An 18,775-nucleotide genomic window follows, 5' to 3' on the forward strand; every position below is an offset into this window, starting at 1 on the left:
CGCCGTCCTCTCGACCGTGAACCTCTCCGAGGTCTGGCAGAAGCTCGACGACCGCGGCGCCGACGCCGACCGGGCCATCGCGCGGCTCCGCCTCCTCGGCGTGCGCACGGCACCCTTCTCGGACGAGGATGCCGCCCTCGCGGGACACCTGTGGCGGACCGGCCGTCGCGCCGGACTCTCCCTCGGCGCACGTCGAGCGCCTCGCGCCGGACACCGCCCCTTGACTTGTCTGCGCTCGTGTCAAACAATCCACGCATTCGTCAAATGCGTGGCCTGGGTCACGCTCGTGCTCAGCGAGGAGTGTGGTCATGGCCTACGTGATCGGCGTCGACGTGGGCGGGACGTTCACCGACGCGGTGCTCGACGACGACTCCGGGTCGGTCATCGCCGCGAAGGCCCCGTCGACCCCTCCGGACTACTCCCGCGGCGTCCTCGACGTCCTCGAGCTGCTCGCCGAGCAGCTCGGCCGCCCCGTCGAGGCGATGCTCGCGGAGACCCACCACGTCGCGCACGGCACGACGTCGAGCCTGAACGCGCTGGTCACGCGCCAGGTGCCCGACGTCGGGTTCCTCACCACCAAGGGCCACCGCGACTCGATCTTCATCATGAACGTCGAGGGCCGCTATCTCGGCCGGAGTCCCCACGAGCTCCAGCACGTCCTCGCGCAGGACAAGCAGCACGCCCTGCTCCCGAAGCGGCACGCCCTCGAGATCACCGAGCGGGTCGACCGCGACGGCGACGTGATCGTCGCGCTCGACGAGGACGAGGTCCGCCGCCAGGTCGAGACCCTGCGCGCGGAGGGCATCCGGGCGATCGCCGTGAGCCTGCTCTGGGCCTTCCGCAACCCGGTCCACGAGCAGCGGATCCGGGAGCTCGTCCGGGAGATCGACCCGGAGGTCTACGTCGCTCTCTCCAGCGAGGTCAGCCCCCGCATCCGGGAGTTCGCCCGCAACTCCACGACGATCATGAGCACCCAGGTCGGGCCGGGCCTGCGCGACTATCTCACGAATCTCGAGACCAGCCTGCGTGAGCGGGGCCTGAGCGGTCCGTTGCTCGTGATGCAGTCCAACGGGGGAGCGGTCGCCGCGGCCGAGGCCCCGTCGCAGGCGATCTCCACGGTCGGCTCGGTGCTGACCGGCGGCGTGGTCGGGTCGACCCAGCTGGGCAGGCGGCTCGGCCACCGCAACATCATCTCCACCGACGTCGGTGGCACCACCTTCCTGGTCGGGCTGATCGTCGACGGCGAGCCCGAGCGCGACACCACGACCGTCATCAACCACCACCCGATCAACGTCCCGACCCTGCGCGTCCACGCCATCGGCTCGGGCGGCGGTGCGATCGCGTGGGTCGACGCCGGCGGCAACCTGCGGATCGGCCCGCACAGCGCAGGCGCCGTCCCCGGGCCCGCCTGCTACGACCAGACCGGCGTCGAGCCGACCAACACCGACGCCAACCTCGTGCTCGGCATCCTCCCGACGACGGGCCTGCTCGGCGGGCGCAAGGCCCTCAGCCCGGAGAGGGCGCGGGACGCGATCCGGACGAGGATCGCCGAGCCGCTGAACCTGTCCGTCGAGGACGCCGCCGCCGCGATCCACGCCGCCCAGAACGCCCAGACCGGCGACCTGTTGCGGAAGACCGTCGTCGAGGCCGGGTACGACCCCCGCAATTTCGTGCTCTACGCGTTCGGCGGCTCCGGACCGGCCTTCTGCGCGAACTACGCGCGTCAGCTCGGGGTGGAGGAGGTCGTGGTCCCGCTCGGGCCGGTCGCCTCCGCGTTCTCCGCCTACGGCCTGGCCGCCTCCGACATCGCGCTGGCCCAGGAGCTCTCCGACCCGGCCCAGCTCCCGGTCGACCCGGCACGCGCGGAGAAGAACTTCGCCCAGCTCGAGGACCAGGTGCGCCAGGGCCTCGACCGGCAGGGCCTGAAGTTCGAGAACGTCGAGATCGTCCGCGAGATCGACATGCGCTACGCGATGCAGCTCGCCGAGGTCACCGTCGCCGTCGCGGACGGCCCGCTCGGCCAGGCGGCTCTCGACGGGGCGGCCCAGCGGTTCGAGACGAAGTACGCCGAGCTCTACGGGCAGGGGTCCGGCTTCCGGGAGGCCGGGATCCAGGCCATCACCTACCGCGTGCGGGGCCGCGGCATCCTCCCGTTCAGCCCCGAGCTGCCGCCGCTCGCCACGGCGGACGGACCCGCACCCTCGTCGGGAAGCCGGCCCGTCTACCTCGAGGTCGGCCAGGGGTTCGTCGATACCCCGATCTACGACTACGCGGCGCTGCGCGCCGGCCACGTCATCCCCGGACCTGCCGTCATCGAGGTCCCGACGACGACCGTGGTCGTCCCGGGCGGACGCACCGGCACCGTCGACGAGCTCGGCAACCTCCACATCACCACCACCCGTACGGGAGCCTGACCATGACGATGGCCGTCCCCGGCTCCGAGAGGTTCTCGAGCCGCCCGATCGACCCCGACACCCTCGCCGCCGGGCTGCCGGCGACGCTCCCGGTCCACACGGTCACCCAGGAGCAGATCGACGCCCTCGACCCGCTGACCTACGAGGTCGTCCGCCACCGCCTCTGGTCGGTCACCGACGAGATGGGCGAGGCGCTCAAGCGGATGTCGGGCTCGCCGATCGTCACCGACGCGAACGACTTCGACTTCGCCGTCAGCGACGAGCTGGGCCAGGAGGTGCAGGTCGGGCTCTACAACACGATGCTCGTCGGCGCCGTCGACCTCGCGATCTACTGGACCCTGCAGCACCGCGCGACGAACCCCGGCATCACCGAGGGCGACATGTTCCTCACCAACGACCCGTGGGTCGGCGGCGGGCTGCACCAGAACGACGCGATGGTCTACCAGCCCGTCTTCTGGGAGGGGAAGCTCTTCGGCTGGACCTCGGCGATCGCCCACCAGCCCGACCTGGGCGGCGTCGGGCTGGGCTCGTTCTCCCCGGCCGCCCAGGACGTGTTCTCCGAGTCGCTGCCCACCCCGCCGATCAAGGTGGTGCGGGACGGGCTGCTGCAGGACGACGTCGCCGACGTCTGGGTCCGCCGCTCCCGCGTGCCGATGATGATCGGCCTCGACCTCCGGGCGAAGGTCGGCGCGAACACCGTCGGGCGCGACCGCCTCCTCGCGGTGATCGAGCAGTACGGCGCGGACACGGTCAAGGCCGTCATGAAGCGGATGATGTCCGACGCCGAGTCGCGGCTACGGGGCAAGCTCCGCGGCCTGCCGGACGGCACCTGGCGGGCCACCGGCTACCAGGACCAGTCGCACACCGGTGACCGCGAGCTCCACAAGATCACGGTCGCGATGACGAAGACCGACGACCACATCAGCTTCGACTTCACCGGAACCGACCCGCAGTCCGGCGTCGTCAACTGCACCTACGCCGGGATGCGCGGCGGCGTCATGCTCGCGCTCCTGCCGATCCTCGCCGGCGACATCCCGTGGTCGGCGGGGGGCCTGATGCGCTGCTTCGACCTGATCGCCGAGGAAGGCACGATCAACAACGCCAGCTTCCCGGCCGCCGTGGGTCGCGGGCCGATCGGGCCGGCGTGGCTGACCGGCAACCTGGTGGCCGAGTGTCTGAGCCAGATGCTCGACCAGTCGCCGAATCTGGACGCGCACGTCCAGGCCACGTGCTGCGGCACCTGGGACACCGCGGTGATCGCCGGTCTCGACCAGCGCGGACCCGTCCCGACCCCGTTCCTCTCGATCATCATGGACCCGATGGCCGGCGGTTACGGTGCCCAGCCGCAGGCCGACGGCATGGACACCGGCGGGCTGTTCTGCATCCCGCTGGGCCGCGTCCCCGACGTCGAGATGACCGAGTTCCTCTACCCGGTCCTCGCGCTCTGGCGGCGCGAGGAGCCCGATTCGGGCGGTCCCGGACGACGGCGGGGCGGCCTCGGCGCGTCGATCGCGATCACCCCGCACGGCACGAGCTTCCCGATCGGCCTCGTCCTGGCCTCCAACGGCAAGGCGGTCAGCCAGAACAACGGCCTCGCGGGCGGCTACCCCGGCAACACCGGGGTCGAGTGGATCACCCGCGGCAGCGACGTCACGACGCTGCTCGGCGCGGGGACGATGCCCGCCGACCTCGACGACGTCGGCGGCACCGCGGAGCTGCAGCCCTGCTACGGCGAGACCTACGTGGCGCCCGGCGAGGTCTTCACGATGTTCTGGCAGGGCGGCGGAGGCTACGGCGACCCGCTGGTCCGCGACCCGGAGGACGTCGCCCGCGACGTGCGCGAGCAGAAGGTCACGACGACGACGGCCGCAACGGCCTACGGGGTCGTCCTCGACGCCACCGGCACGGTCGACGCGGCGGCGACCGAGGCCCGCCGTCGGGAACTGACCGACGCTCGACGCTCCCGGAGCGGCAGCCAGGACGGGCGGCCCACGGTCGACCTGACCGACAGCCGGCGGCTCGACGACAACCTCGTCGCGGTCCGTCCCGACGGCGTCGACCAGGTCGCGTGCCGGCACTGCGCGACGGTGCTGGGTTCTTCAGGAGCGGGGTCGGGCACGGTCGGCGAGCTCGACCTGGTCCGCTACGAGGGGCCGGTGTCCGACGCCGGCCCGCAGGTCGTCGACGGCGCGGGGGAGTACGTCGACCGCGAGGTGCACTTCCGCCAGTACTGCTGCCCGGGGTGCTTCACCGCGATCTCGACCGCCGTCGTGCCGGTCGACCACGTCGACGACGTCACCCGCACCAGCCGCGTGCTCGCGGACGCCTCGCGGTAGGGGAGCAGCCCTGATGGAGTTGAACCGAGTCGCCGTGCTCGGCGGGGGACCCGGAGGTCTCTACGCCGCGCGGCTGTGCAAGCTCGCCCGGCCGGAGTGCGAGGTCGTGGTCTACGAGCAGGGCGCGCCCGACGAGACCTTCGGGTTCGGCGTCGGGCTCGCCGCCCGGACGCAGCGCCGGCTCGCCGAGGCCGACCCGGCGTCGCTGGACGACATCCTGGCCGGTGCCTGGTCGCACGACATGCGGATGCGCGTCGGCGGCCGGGAGGCCGGGATGAGCGTGTCGAGCCTGGTCGCGGTGGGGCGGGCCGAGCTGCTCGCCGTGCTGGCGCGCCACGCCGAGGAGGCCGGGGTGAAGCTCGAGTTCGGGGTCCGGCGATCCGCGGACGAGCTCGATGCCGACCTGGTGATCGCGGCCGACGGGGTGGGGAGCGCGACCCGGTCGTCGGGTGACTTCGGCGCGGAGGTCGAGCCGGGGACCGGCTGGTACCTGTGGGCGGGCACGGACGTCGCACTCGACCATGCGTTGTTCGTGCCGGAGCGCACCGAGCACGGCGTGTTCGTCACGCACGCCTACCCGTACGCGGCGAACCGCAGCACCTTCCTCGTCGAGACCGATGAGGCGACCTGGCGGTCGGCCGGGTTCGAGACCACGACCGCCGCACTGGGGCCGGACGCCTCGGACGAGGTCGCGCTCGACTACCTCTCCCAGGTGTTCGCGGACCATCTCGGCGGACACCGGCTGATCGGGAACCGCACCCGCTGGCTGCAGTTCCGGACGGTGCGGTGCTCGCGCTGGCACGCCGGGCGCACGGTGCTGCTCGGCGACGCCGCGCACACCGCGCACTACTCCGTCGGCTCGGGGACGAAGCTCGCCATGGAGGACGCGATCGCCCTGGTCGCGGCCGTGGACGAGGCGGACGACCTCGAGACGGCCCTGACCGCCTACACCGAGGCGCGCCGCGCCGCGGTCGCCCGGATCCAGGACATCGCGGAGCGCTCCCGCCGGTGGTGGGACTCGTTCCCGGAGCGCCTGGACTCGCCGGTGGAGCAGCTGCTCGTCGCGTACATGAGCCGTGCGGGGAACGTGCCGCTGGACCGCTTCGCGAGCGGGTCCCCGGAGGTCGTGCGCTCGGCGCTGGAGCAATGGGCGGGGGAGGAGCCTCCGGAGCGTCAGAAAAGTCGCGTCGCAGACACCGGGCGTCCGGAAACCGGCGTTGATCACTCGCTGGCCGAGTGGGTGCTCACGCGGCCGCTGCGGCCATCGACACCGGGCCAGGAACCCGGGACGGCGGACGACCCCATCGGGACCCGGGGCTTCGACTCCCGGATGGTCCCCGACGATCCGGGCGCCCTGGACGCGACCGTGATCGACGTCGGGACGGACACCCGGCCGGCCGGCTTCGAATGGGTCGTCGAGAGCGCCCTGCGCGACGGCGAGTCGGCGGCAGGCTGCCTCTGGCTGACCGGCGGGGACGACCGGGCCAGCCTGCTGACCCGCCTCGAGGTCGCCGAGCGTCTCCGTCGACGGACGGACGCGCTCGTCGTCGTGGCCGGGCCCGAGGAGCTGCGGACCGACCTCGCCGACGGCCTCGTCGCCGACCGGGCGCACCTGGTGGCTCTCCGGGGCGAGCGGAGCGACGGGGGGACGATCCGGGGCGAGCGGAGCGACGGGGGGTCGATCCGGGGCGAGCGGAGCGACGGGGGGACGATCCGATGACCGCCACGCGGGTGCCGTGGTTCCCGGCCGCCGCCGTCACCTCCTACCGCGACGCGGGGCTCTGGGGCCGCAGGACGGTCGCCGACGAGTTCCACGCGGTCGCGGTCGCACACCCCGACAACGACGCCGTCGTCGCGGCCGAGGGACGCCTGACCTACGCCGAGCTCGACGCGCGTACCGACCGGGTCGCCGTCGGGCTGGCCGACCTCGGCCTCGAGCCCGGCGACCCGGTGATCATCCAGATCACCAACCGGCTCGACGCCGTCGTCGCCTGGTACGCGCTGCTCAAGGCGGGGCTGGTCCCGGTCGCCACCCTCGCGGCGCACCGCGGCCACGAGATCGCCCACATCAGCCGCGCGGTCGGCGCCCGGGCACACCTCGTCGAGGCGGGCACGCGAGGGATCGACCTGGTCGAGTTCGCCCACGAGCAGGCCCTCGACCACCCGACGATGCGCCACGTCCTCGTCCTCGGCGACGACCTCGGCGCTGGCATCGACGCCGGTGAGGCGAGACGGCGCGTCGACGAGATCCAGCGCGGCATCGACCCCGACGACGTCGCGGTCCTCCAGCTCTCCGGTGGCACGACGGGGGTGCCGAAACTGATCCCCCGCCTGCACGCCGAGTACTGGTATAACGCCCGTGCCTACGCCACCTTCCTCGGGTGGACGGCCGACGACCGCGTCGGGCACCTCATCCCGATCATCCACAACGCCGGCATCGTGTGCGGCGTCCACGCGCCGCACAGCGTCGGCGCGTGCCTCGTGCTCACCGACCACGACCTCGAGACGGCCATGCCGGTCCTCGTCGCCGAGCGGACGAGCGTCGTGCTGTTCGGTCACGCGCACTACCGCGCACCGGAGCACCCGCTCTACGGCGACCTCGCGGCGACCCTGCGGGTCGTCATCCTCTCCGGAGCGAAGGTCTCCGAGGAGCTCTTCGCCATGACCGCACGGGGCGGCGCGCAGGTCGGCCAGCTGTTCGGGATGGCCGAGGGCATGTTCCTGGTGACCCCGCTCGACGCGTCGCCGGAGCTGCGCCGCGTCACGGTCGGGGTGCCGATCTCGCCGCTCGACGACGTCCGGGTCCTCGAGCCGGGGAGCGAGGAGGAGGTTCCCGACGACGAGGTCGGCGAGCTGTGCTGCCGGGGCCCCTACACCCTGCGCCGCTACTTCGGGGAGGACCGGCCGCAGGCGTTCACCTCCGACGGCTTCTACCGCACCGGCGACCTCGCCCGGGTCCGCGTCATCGACGGGCACCGCGCGCTGTCGATCGAGGGCCGCATCAAGGACCTCGTCAACCGGGGTGGCGAGAAGATCAACGCCGAGGAGGTCGAGCTCCTGCTCCTCGGCCACCCGCACGTCGTCGAGGCCGCCCTCGTCGCGATGCCCGACCCGCGGCTGGGGGAGCGCGGCTGCGCGTACCTGGCCACCGACGGCACCGCCGTGACCCTCGAGGACCTGCGCGAGCACCTGAGCGCCCTCGACGTCGCGAAGTTCAAGTGGCCCGAGCGGGTCGAGGTCCTCCCGAGCCTGCCCCGGACCAAGGTCGGGAAGCTCGACAAGGTGGCCATGACCGCCGATATCACCGCCCGTCTGGAGGACCAGTGACCCACCACCGCATCGGGATGATCGTCCCGAGCTCCAACGTCACGGTCGAGACCGAGGTCCCGGCGCTGCTCGCCCGCCACGCCGACGCGACGTTCTCCTTCCACGGCAGCCGGATGCGGATGCACCGTGTGTCCCCCGAGGAGCTCGCCGCGATGAACGCCCAGCGCGGCCGCTGCGTGGACGAACTGGCCGACGCCGGCGTCGACGCCCTGCTCTACGCGTGCCTCGTGGCCGTCATGGCGGCCGGCCCCGGGGAGCACCGTCGGGTCGAGGACGCGGTCGCCGGGCAGCTGGCGGAGCGGGGACTCCCCGCGGGGCTCGTCTCGAGCGCCGGCGCCCTGGTGGACGCACTCGCGGCGGTCCCGGCCCGGCGCATCGCGCTCGTGACGCCGTACGTGCGCCCGCTGGCCGAGCAGGTCGTCGCCTACCTCGAGGCCGAGGGGTTCGAGGTCGTCGACTGGGTGGCGCTCGAGGTGGGAGACAATGCCGAGGTCGGCGCCATCCCGGGCGACCGCGTCCTCGACGCGGCGCGGGGGCTCGACCTCTCCGGGGCGGACGCCCTGGTGATCTCCGCCTGCGTCCAGATGCCGTCGTTGCCGCTGATCCCGCGGGCCGAGGCCGAGTTCGGCCTCCCAGTGCTCTCGGCCGCGACGGCCGGCGCATTCTGCCTGCTGCGCAGCCTCGGGCTGGCGCCGGAGCTCCCCGACGCCGGGTCCCTGCTGCGGGCGCGCTCCGGCACGCCGGTCCGCTGACCCGACGTCGGTATCGTCGCCCGCCATGAGCTCGCCGGAACCCGCTGTTCCCCACGGTCGCGCGTCGGCCCGCCGTGAGCTCGTCGAGGCCCAGATATACGAGCAGGCGACGCGGCTGTTCGCCGAGCGCGGCTTCGCCGGGACGAGCCTGCAGGACATCGCCGACGCCATGGGCATGACCCGCTCGGCGCTCTACTACTACGTGCGGAACAAGGACCAGCTGCTCGCCCAGCTGGTCACCGAGATCACCGAGGGCCCGGCGGAGGCGGCCGAGGAGATCGCCGGCCGCGATCTCGACGCCCCGGACAAGCTGCGGGCGCTGGTCACGCTCATCGCCGCCCGTCAGGCCCACCACTCGGCGCGCTTCCGGCTGGTGATCCGCTCGGAGTCCGAGCTGCCCCCGGAGCTGGCCACGGCGCACGAGATCGCGAAGCGCCGCGTCCTGGACGGGTTCGTCCGGGTGATCGACCAGGGGGTGCGCAGTGGGGAGTTCCGTCCCCGGCCGGTACGCACCACGGCGCTGGCGCTGATCGGCATGTGCAACTGGATCGCCTGGTGGTTCCACCCGGGCGGCGCCCAGTCGGCGGACGAGGTCGCGGGCCAGATGGCCGAGATGGCGGTGTCGCTCGTGGCACAGAGCCCCGACCGGACGCCGGACTCGCCGCGCTCCGACGACCCGGCCGCGGCCCTGCACCTGTTGCGCCAGGACCTGGATTACTTGGAGCACATCATCACGACCTCGTCGCCGCCGTCGAAAGATTGACGCTCCCGTCGAACGACCGTAGGCTCGGCGTCGTTGCCGAGGACGTTCGTGCGAGGACGCGGGAGGTCGAGGACATGACGGACGAGACGGGCCGGGACGCCACGGGGCTCGAGCACAAGGTCCGCGGGGTGGACCACACCGCGTTCCCGACCTTCGACCCGGCGGCGACGGTGCGGTTCTACCGCGACACGCTCGGCTTCCCGGTGGTGCACTCGATCTGCGCCGCGGGCTGGGGGCCGGAGAACCACCCGGACTTCATCCACTTCTTCTTCGACATCGGGAACGACGACCGGATCGCGTTCTTCTACTACTTCGGCCTCGAGCCGATCCACGGCCAGGAGCGCGGGGACGTCTACGCGGGCTTCGGTCCCGAGGTCCCGGAGTTCTTCGTCCGGTCGCGCCACCTGGCCATCCACGTCGACGACCAGGACGACCTGCTCGAGTACCGCCGCCGCCTGGACGACTCCTCCTGGCCCGTCGAGATGCAGATCCAGCACGAGACCATCGAGTCGATCTACACGCACGACCCGAACGGCTACATGGTCGAGTTCACCCGCGCGATGCGCCCGGTGACGCCACAGGAGGACCTCGACGCGAACCTGACGATCGACGCCCTGCTCGACGTCGTCGGAGGGCCCGAGCCCAGCTTCGGCAAGCTGCTGGCCCGCAAGGCCGAGCTGATCGTCGCGCGCGCCGCGGACTGGGAGGCCGGGGCGGGCGCACCGACGGGGACCGTCCTCGAGGAGGCACAGCGGTGACCGCGCTCTACGTCCTCGACGTCCCGGAGAACACCACGGTGGCGAAGGTCGCGGCCGAGGACCCCGAGGTCACCGTCGGGAAGATCGGGCCGTACTTCGAGATCACCGCCGAGGGCGCGATCGTCGTTGACCGCCGCGCGACCGGCTGCCGCCACGCGGTCTGGTACAGCTGCGTCGCGGGCGTCGCGGGCGGACGGATCGTCCAGCACGACAAGAACGCCCTGCGGGTGGACCCGTCATGAGTACACCGACCCGGGGACTGGGGGCGGGCCGCCACATCGAGGCGGGGGAGCGGCCCGCGGCCACCGTCACGAGCGTCCACGAGCTGACCACCGCGGACGGTGCGACGGTGCGGGGCGTGCTGGCCACCGTGCCGGGCGCGCGCACGGTGGTCGCCCTGATGCACCCGCGCCAAGACCTCACCCACCACCCGCTCGTGCCCGCGCTGCTCGCGACGGGCGTGGCGGTGTGGACACAGCACACCCGCTCGGTGAACAACGACCTGACGCTGGTGCACGAGCAGGCCCTGCTCGACGTCGCCGCCGGGATGATCTTCCTGCGCGAGCGGGGGTTCTCGTCGATCGTCCCGCTCGGGCACTCGGGGGGCGGCACGCTGTTCGCGTACTACCTCGAGCAGGCCGGGTTGGCCGGACCCGAACGGGTCGCCACCACACCCGGCGGACGCCCCACGAAGCTCGCCGAGACCGACATGCCCACCACCGACGGCGTCGTCTTCCTCGCGCCGCACCCGGGTCAGGGACGCCTGCTGCTCGGCTGCATCGACCCCTCGGTCTCGGACGAGCACGACCCCCTGGCCGCGGTGCCGGAGCTGGACGCGTTCGATCCGGCCAACGGCTTCGCCGAGCCGCCGCGGAGCTCCTCCTACTCCGCCGAGTTCCTGGAGCGCTACCGCGCGGCCCAGCGCGACCGGGTGGCGCGCATCGACGCCACCGCCCGGGCGTACCTGGCCCGCCGCGCCGAGGCCCGGGCCGCCCACCAGCGTTCCGGCGAGGCCGCCGACCGGCGTCGGGCGCTCGCCCCGCACCTGATCACCGTGTTCCGCACCGACGCCGACCCGCGGACGGTCGACCTCGCGCTCGACCCCAGCGAGCGGCCCTACGGATCCCTGTTCGGCGCCCGCCCAGACCTGATCAACTACGGCCAGGTCGGCTTCGGCAGGCTCACGACCCCGGAGGCGTGGCTGTCGACCTGGTCGGGGTTGAGCTCCTACGCGGACTTCGCGCGCTGCGCCACGGGCGTGCGGGTACCGACGCTGTTCGTCGAGCTGACGGGCGACCAGGCCGCGTTCCCGGCGGACTCGCGACGCATGGTCGGAGCCCTCGGCGCGGACGACCTCTCCCACGTGGCCGTGCGCGGGACCCACTTCGGCGGCGCGATCGCCCCGGACGAGCCGACCGGCAACCAGCTCGCCGCCGACCGGATCGAGTCCTGGCTCGCCGACCGCCACGAGCTGGCCCCGCCGATCTGAGCCGACCTCAGGGAGCCGCGCAGACCGCGTCCTGGCCGGGGGCGGACACGGTCTGGGCGGCGACCACCCGCCCGTCGACGGTGATCCGGCACGAGACGCGGGAGTTCGGCGGCACGCCGATGAGCGAGACCTGCAGCTTCGGCGCCGGCGGGAAGCCCACCGGCGTCGTGAGCTGGAACGGTACGCCGCTGAACGTGGTCTCCTGGGTGCTGCCGAGCTGACCCACCAGTACGTAGCGACCGAAGGCCGTACCGCCGCCGGAGCCCGTCGCCGAGAACTCCACGGTGTGCTGGGGGGCGGGCGGCGGCGTGTCGCTCGAGCACCCCGCGATCAGCAGGACCACCGCCGCACCGGCGAGCGCGCCAGCCGTCCGGACCCCTGGCCTGCGCCCCATGCGTCCCCCTGTTGCGACGGCCGGCGCACGTCGCCGGTGACGGCGGCGAGCGTAGGGCACCGGACCCGGTGACGACGCGGCGCCGTCCGTCGCCAAACGAGGACGTAAGGGGTTCCGAACAGCGGGAGAAGTGACATCATCATCAGCTGGCGGTGCCCGTTTTGAGGCATCCGGGTGACGATTTCGAGGAGGCGCACCGCGTGGGGCAGCTCTACATCGACGGAGCGTGGACGGACGCCGCGGACGGCGCCCGCCGCGAGGTCCGGTGTCCGGCGGACGGCCGGCTGGTGGCCGAGGTCAGCGAGGCCGGCGCGGCCGACACCGAGCGCGCGATCGGAGCGGCGCACCGCGCCTTCCATGACGGCCGCTGGTCGAGCGTCCCGGCTCCCGAGCGTGGGGCCCTCCTGCTCCGCGTCGCGGACCTGCTCCAGCGCGACCGCGACCGGCTCGCGCTCGCCGAGACCCTCGACACCGGCAAGCGGGTCTCCGAGTCCGAGATCGACATGGACGACATCGCGAACTGCTTCCGCTGGTTCGGACAGATCACGGCCACCGACGACGGGCGCCTGGTCGACACCGGCATCGCCGCCGCGCGCAGCAAGGTCGTCCACGACCCGGTCGGTGTCTGCTCGCTGATCACGCCGTGGAACTACCCGCTGCTGCAGACGGCGTGGAAGGTCGCGCCCGCGCTCGGCGCGGGCTGCACGTTCGTGCTCAAGCCCAGCGAGCTCACGCCGCACACGGCGATCATCCTCATGGAGCTGCTGGAGGAGGCCGGGGTACCGGCTGGCGTCGCGAACCTCGTCCTCGGGCCGGGCGCCACGGCCGGGGCGCCGATGTCGACGGATCCCCGCGTCGACATGGTGAGCTTCACCGGCGGCCTCGTCACCGGCAAGATCCTGATGGCCAACGCGGCCGCGACGGTGAAGAAGATCGCGCTCGAGCTGGGCGGGAAGAACCCGTTCGTGCTCTTCGCCGACGCCGACCACGAGACCGCGGTCGACAACGCGCTCACCGCGATCTTCCTGCACTCCGGGCAGGTGTGCTCGGCAGGCGCGCGGCTCGTCGTCGAGGAGTCGGCGCACGACCGCGTGGTCGACGACCTGGTCGAGCGCGCGCAACGGATCGTCATGGGCGGCCCCGACGACCCGACCACCGAGACCGGGCCGCTGATCTCGGCCGCGCACCGCGACAAGGTCGAGGACTACGTCGCCCGCGGGATCGCCGAGGGCGCGGTACTGCGCTGCGGCGGGGAGCGCCCGAAGGACCCCCGCCTGGCCGACGGCTTCTTCTACCCGCCGACGATCCTCGACGGCTGCACCCAGGACATGAACGTGGTGCACGAGGAGTCGTTCGGGCCGGTTCTCACCGTCGAGACCTTCACCGACCTCGACGACGCCGTCCGCATCGGCAACGACACCGAGTACGGCCTGGCCGGCGCGGTGTTCTCCGCCGACCACGGCACGTGCGAGGAGGTCGCCGCGCGCCTGCGCCACGGCACGATCTGGATCAACGACTTCGGCCCGTACGTGCCCGCCGCCGAGTGGGGCGGGTTCGGACACTCGGGCGTCGGGCGCGAGCTCGGCCGCGCAGGCCTGTCCGAGTACCAGGAGCCCAAGCACATCTGGACCAACACCCGGCCGGCTCCGACCGGGTGGTTCCCCTCTTCCAGCGGGGACACGCAGCGAAGCGGAGCTGGACCGATCGACACAGGGAGTGGTTCGTGAGCACCACCGATCGCTCGACCGAGAGCTCCGACAGCTCCGACATCGACGAGTTCGGCTACAAGCCGAGCCTCGTCCGGTCCCTCGGCAGCTTCCACACCTTCGCCGCCGGGATCAGCTACATCTCGATCCTCACCGGCACGTTCCAGCTGTTCTACTTCGGCCTGGGCAGCGGTGGCCCGGCGTACTGGTGGTCGTGGCCGATGGTGTTCCTCGGCCAGCTGATGGTGGCGCTGTGCTTCTGCGAACTGGCGGCGCGCTTCCCGGTCGCCGGGTCGATCTACAACTGGACCAAGCGCCTGACCAGCCCGCACGTCGCGTGGCTGGCCGGGTGGACGATGCTCACGGCCTCGATCGTCTCGATCGCGGCCGTCGCGCTGGCCCTGCAGGCGACGCTGCCGCAGCTGTGGTCGGGCTTCCAGTTCATCGCGACGAGCGGCCCCGACGACACCGGCGCCGAGGCGCTCAACGGCGTCATCCTGGCCGCGCTGCTGATCGTGTTCACCACCGCGATCAACGCCTTCGGCACGAAGCTCATGGCACAGATCAACGCGACCGGGGTCTTCATCGAGCTGATCGCCGCGGTCGTGCTGATCATCCTGCTCGCGGTGAACATCATCCGCGGCCCGCAGATCGTGCTGTCCACCGGCGGCATCGACACCAGCGGACGGCCGCTCGGCTACGCGGGCGCGTTCCTGGTGGCGATGTTCGCCTCGCTGTACGTGATGTACGGGTTCGACACCGCGTCATCGCTGGCCGAGGAGTCGCACGACCCGCGGCGCAACGCCCCCAAGGCGATCCTGCGCGCGCTGTTCTTCTCGTTCCTGCTCGGCGGACTGATCCTGCTGTTCGCGATCATGTCGGCGCCCGATCTCGCCGACCCGGCCTTCAGCTCCCTGGGCGGCCTGCAGGCGTTGATCCTCGCCGTGCTCGGGGGAACGATGGGGTCGGTGATCCTCGTGGCGGTGGTGATCGCCGTGGTGGTCTGCGCACTGGCGGTGCACGCGGCGGCGATCCGGCTGGCGTTCGCGATGAGCCGGGACAACAACCTGCCCGCCGGGCCCAAGCTCTGCACGATCAGCCCGCGTTTCGGGACGCCGATCGTCGCGTCGGTCGCGATCGGCGTCGTCGCGGTCGTGCTGCTGTTCGTGACGTTCAGCCCGCAGATCTACACGGTGGTCACCTCGATCGCGATCATCATGATCTACACCGCCTACCTGCTGGTGACGATCCCGCTGCTGATCAAGCGGATCCGGGGGCAGTGGGAGCCGCGCGAGGGCGCGTTCTCGCTCGGCCGCTGGGGCATCCCGGTGAACATCCTGGCGGTGCTCTGGGGCGGGTTCATGACGGTGAACCTGGCCTGGCCGCGCAACGAGGTCTACAACGCCACCGAGCCCTTCCACTGGTACCTCCAGTACGGCGGCATCCTGCTGCCGGGGGTGATCCTCGGCGGAGGGTTCGCGTACTACTGGCTCGTCCAGCGTCACAAGACGGGGGTCGTCGCCGCTCACGCGCGCGAGGAGACCGCCACCGACACCACCGCCCTCGGGGAGGCCTGACATGCCGCTCTCGTTCCCGGCAGAGTTCGACTACGTCATCGTCGGGGGAGGCACCGCAGGGTGCGCCGTCGCCGCCCGGCTCTCGGAGGACGCCGACGTGTCGGTGTGCCTCATCGAGGCGGGCCCCTCCGACGTCGGCGACGACGCGATCCTCGACCTCTCGCGCTGGATGGAACTGCTGGAGTCGGGCTACGACTGGGACTACCCGATCGAGCCCCAGGAGTCCGGCAACTCCTACATGCGCCACGCCCGGGCGAAGGTGCTCGGCGGGTGCTCCTCGCACAACTCGGCGATCGCGTTCTGGGCGCCGAAGGAGAACCTCGACGACTGGGCGGCCGGTGGTGCCGCGGGCTGGTCGGCGGCGGAGTGCTACCCGTTCTACCGCAAGCTCGAGACGGCGCTGGACACCACCGAGGAGGCGGAGGCGCCCGGTCGCGGCACCGACGGGCCGGTGACGATCCGGACCGTGGGCGACAAGGACCCGTGCGGTGAGGCACTCCTGACGGCGTGCGAGCAGGTCGGTCTCCCCGTCACCCCGTTCAACACCGGGCGCACCGTGCTCCGCGGCGCCAACTGGTTCCAGGTCAACGCGAAGCCCGACGGCAGCCGCTCCTCGGCCTCCTCGGCCTACATCCACCCGAACCTGTCACGCCCGAACCTCACCGTGCTGACCGGCTACCGGGCCGAGAAGCTGAACATCGACACCTCCGGGCCGCGGCCCCGCGCGACGGGGGCCCGGCTGCGCACGCCGGACACCCGCCACGCCGTCGACGTGTCCGCGCGCCGGGAGACGATCCTGTCCGCCGGCGCGATCGACGGACCCAAGCTGCTGATGCTCTCGGGCATCGGGCCGGCCGGGCACCTGCGCGAGGTGGGGATCGACGTCGTCGTGGACTCGCCCGGCGTCGGGGAGAACCTCCAGGACCACCCCGAGGGCCTGGTGCAGTGGGAGGCGCTGCAGCCGATGCCGACGGCGTCGACGCAGTGGTGGCAGATCGGCATCTTCGCCGGCGCCGAGGGGCGGACCACCCCCGACCTGATGTACCACTACGGCTCCGTGCCGTTCGACCTCAACCTGACCCGCTACGGCTACCCGACGTCGGAGAACACGTTCTGCCTCACGCCCAACGTCACCGGCGCGCAGTCGAAGGGCACGGTGCGGCTGGCGACGCGGGGCTACCAGGACAAACCGAAGGTCGACCCGCGCTACTTCACCCACGAGCACGACCGCGAGGTGATGATCCGCGGCATCCGGGTGGCGCGCGAGATCGCGGCATCGCCCGCCCTGAAGGAATGGGTGGGCAAGGAGCTCGCCCCGGGCGACGCGGCAGCGACCGACGAGGAGCTCTTCGAGTACATCCGCACCACCCACAACACCGTCTACCACCCGTCCTGCACCGTGAAGATGGGTGCCGACGACGACCGCATGGCGCCGGTCTCGCCGACGCTGCGACTGAAGGGAGTCGACGGGCTGCGGGTGGCCGACGGCTCCGTCATGCCCGACCTGATCACGGTGAACCCGTGCATCACCACGATGATGATCGGCGAGCGCTGCGCCGACTTCATCCGTCGCGGGGTCTGATACTCGACGGCTGACACCGCCCCGCGGTCCCGGCCGGAGACCCGGGTGCGCAGTGCCGATGATGGGCTGCCATCCCGGGTCGCGAAAGACCCGACCGCCACGCACCGCGCGCCACCCCGAACCATGACCATCGGTTGCGGTTTCCACCGCGACGAGGTCGGGCCGGGTCCACCCGCGCCACCACCCGACGTCGGGGGACCCGTCCCCGCCGTACGGGCGGACGGGGGACCCGTCCCCGCCGTACGGGCGGGCCGACCGGAATGGTGATCGGAATACCGCTCACGAGGGGCGTCGACGACCCCGGCTCCGCTTAGGGTCTCCATGGCGAGAGGGGGCCTGAGGTGGGCTCGGACGTGATCCACGGCGGAGCATCGATCGACGCGGTGGTCGACACCGATCGCTATCCCCTCGACGATCCGGCCGACCCGGTCCGGATCCGCACCATCGCCCGCGCCCGTGCCGAGCTCCGGGCCGAGGGCGCCACCGTGCTCCGCGACGTCGTGCGCCCCGAGCTGCGCGGCCGGCTGCGCGCCGAAGGCGACTCGGTCGCGCCCCGGGCCCACACCGCGGTGGCCCAGGTCAACGTCTACAACACCGACCCGGATCCCACCCTGCCGCCCGATCACCCGGCCCGGGTGGCCCTGACCCGGCGCAACGCGTTCGTCGCGCGCGACCGGATCCCGGCCGGGCATCTCATCCAGGGCCTCTACGACCACCCCGGGATCCGGGCGCTGGTGGCCGCCTGCTTCGAGCTGCCCGACGTCCACCCGCTCGCCGATCCCTACGCGGGGCTCACCCTCAACGTCGTCGCGCCCGGCGACCACCACCCGTGGCACTTCGACACCAACGAGATCGCGGTCAGCCTGCTGACCCGGGCGCCCGAGGCGGGCGGGTCGTTCGAGTACTGCCCCGGGATCCGGGCGCCGGGCGCGGAGAACCCCGCCGGGGTCCGCGCCGTGCTCGACGGCGCGCGGGGCCCGGTCCGGACCCTGGAGCTGCGTCCCGGCGACCTGCAGCTCTTCCGGGGGCGGTACGCGCTGCACCGGGTGACGCCGGTCGAAGGCCCGAGCGCGCGCCACACCGCGATCCTGGCGTACAGCGATCGGCCCGGGGTGGTGGGATCACCGGCCCGCACCCGCCAGCTCTTCGGCCGCGTCGACCCGGCCCATCTCGGCACGACGTCGGTGCGGTCCGACACGCTCCTCGACTGAGCGGCCCGGCCCTCCGACCACCACCCCCCGACCCGAGGACATCCATGAGCGACGCCCCCGCGACCCTGCGCACCTTCGCGGCCGAGGACGACCTGCCCCCCGTCCCCGTGCCCGCGCTGGCCGACAGCGCCGCCCAGTTCCTCGAGTGGTGCTCCCCGCTGCTCGACGGCGAGCAGCTCGCGCAGACGCGGACGGCGGTCGACGACCTGGTGCGCGGGCCCGGTCCGGCGCTGCAGGCCGCCCTGGAGGAGTACGCCGCCGCGTCGACCACGCACAGCTGGCTCGACGAGTTCTGGGAGTCCCGCTACCTGGGGCGCCGCGACCGCATCGCCCTGAACGCGAACTTCTTCTTCCTCTTCGCCCCGAGCCCCGACCCGGCCGAGCACGACCAGGCCCTCCGCGCGGCCGCACTGATCCTCGGCGCCCTGGACCACAAGCACCAGGTCGACACCGAGACCCTGCCGCC

Annotated in this window: 15 protein-coding genes; 14 read left to right on the top strand and 1 reads right to left on the bottom strand. The window is 72.4% G+C overall.

Annotated features, from left to right (window positions below; all coding sequences use genetic code 11):
• Positions 1-308: 308 nt before the first annotated feature.
• From VGI02_RS10380 to VGI02_RS10420, 9 genes are all read left to right on the top strand, one after another.
• Entirely contained in the window at positions 309-2,414 is a 2,106-nt protein-coding gene (locus VGI02_RS10380) for a hydantoinase/oxoprolinase family protein (RefSeq protein WP_331627258.1), read from the top strand.
• A gap of 2 nt (positions 2,415-2,416) precedes the next feature.
• Positions 2,417-4,750: a hydantoinase B/oxoprolinase family protein gene (locus VGI02_RS10385; protein ID WP_331627259.1), complete on the top strand. Its 2,334-nt coding sequence runs from the start codon at positions 2,417-2,419 to the stop codon at positions 4,748-4,750.
• A 13-nt stretch (positions 4,751-4,763) separates the two neighbouring features.
• Positions 4,764-6,470, top strand: coding sequence for an FAD-dependent monooxygenase (locus tag VGI02_RS10390; protein ID WP_331627260.1), 1,707 nt, complete (start codon positions 4,764-4,766; stop codon positions 6,468-6,470).
• The gene (locus VGI02_RS10395) at positions 6,467-8,077 is read left to right on the top strand and encodes a (2,3-dihydroxybenzoyl)adenylate synthase (protein ID WP_331627261.1); all 1,611 of its coding nucleotides are present in this window, start codon (positions 6,467-6,469) and stop codon (positions 8,075-8,077) included. The genes VGI02_RS10390 and VGI02_RS10395 overlap by 4 nt, the downstream gene beginning before the upstream one ends.
• Positions 8,074-8,829, top strand: a complete 756-nt coding sequence (locus tag VGI02_RS10400; protein WP_331627262.1) for a maleate cis-trans isomerase family protein — start codon at positions 8,074-8,076, stop codon at positions 8,827-8,829. The genes VGI02_RS10395 and VGI02_RS10400 overlap by 4 nt, the downstream gene beginning before the upstream one ends.
• A 25-nt stretch (positions 8,830-8,854) precedes the next feature.
• Positions 8,855-9,592 (top strand): TetR/AcrR family transcriptional regulator, encoded by a 738-nt coding sequence (locus tag VGI02_RS10405; protein ID WP_331627263.1) that lies wholly within the window; start codon positions 8,855-8,857, stop codon positions 9,590-9,592.
• A 74-nt stretch (positions 9,593-9,666) separates the two neighbouring features.
• Positions 9,667-10,350, top strand: a complete 684-nt coding sequence (locus VGI02_RS10410; RefSeq protein WP_331627264.1) for a VOC family protein — start codon at positions 9,667-9,669, stop codon at positions 10,348-10,350.
• Positions 10,347-10,592, top strand: a complete 246-nt coding sequence (locus VGI02_RS10415) for a hypothetical protein (RefSeq protein ID WP_331627265.1) — start codon at positions 10,347-10,349, stop codon at positions 10,590-10,592. The genes VGI02_RS10410 and VGI02_RS10415 overlap by 4 nt, the downstream gene beginning before the upstream one ends.
• Positions 10,589-11,839 (top strand): alpha/beta hydrolase, encoded by a 1,251-nt coding sequence (locus VGI02_RS10420; RefSeq protein WP_331627266.1) that lies wholly within the window; start codon positions 10,589-10,591, stop codon positions 11,837-11,839. The genes VGI02_RS10415 and VGI02_RS10420 overlap by 4 nt, the downstream gene beginning before the upstream one ends.
• Before the next feature lie 7 nt (positions 11,840-11,846).
• Here the strand turns inward: VGI02_RS10420 and VGI02_RS10425 are convergent, their stop codons facing one another.
• Positions 11,847-12,233 carry a hypothetical protein gene (locus tag VGI02_RS10425; RefSeq protein ID WP_331627267.1) on the bottom strand — a complete coding sequence of 129 codons (387 nt, stop codon included), beginning with the start codon at positions 12,231-12,233 and terminating at the stop codon, positions 11,847-11,849.
• Between the two features lie 200 nt (positions 12,234-12,433).
• Between VGI02_RS10425 and VGI02_RS10430 the strand changes: the two genes are divergently transcribed.
• From VGI02_RS10430 to VGI02_RS10450, 5 genes are all read left to right on the top strand, one after another.
• A complete protein-coding gene (locus VGI02_RS10430; protein WP_331627268.1) occupies positions 12,434-13,960 on the top strand; it encodes an aldehyde dehydrogenase family protein in 1,527 nt (508 codons plus the stop codon).
• A complete protein-coding gene (locus tag VGI02_RS10435; protein WP_331627269.1) occupies positions 13,957-15,516 on the top strand; it encodes an APC family permease in 1,560 nt (519 codons plus the stop codon). The genes VGI02_RS10430 and VGI02_RS10435 overlap by 4 nt, the downstream gene beginning before the upstream one ends.
• A 1-nt stretch (position 15,517) precedes the next feature.
• Positions 15,518-17,098, top strand: a complete 1,581-nt coding sequence (locus VGI02_RS10440) for a GMC family oxidoreductase (protein WP_331627270.1) — start codon at positions 15,518-15,520, stop codon at positions 17,096-17,098.
• 341 nt (positions 17,099-17,439) lie between these two features.
• Positions 17,440-18,309: a HalD/BesD family halogenase gene (locus VGI02_RS10445; RefSeq protein WP_331627271.1), complete on the top strand. Its 870-nt coding sequence runs from the start codon at positions 17,440-17,442 to the stop codon at positions 18,307-18,309.
• A 44-nt stretch (positions 18,310-18,353) separates the two neighbouring features.
• A partial coding sequence (locus VGI02_RS10450; protein WP_331627272.1) for a choline/carnitine O-acyltransferase occupies positions 18,354-18,775 on the top strand: 422 nt, incomplete at its 3' end.

The organism is Actinomycetospora sp. (assembly GCF_036497245.1).
Taxonomy (GTDB): Bacteria; Actinomycetota; Actinomycetes; order Mycobacteriales; family Pseudonocardiaceae; genus Actinomycetospora.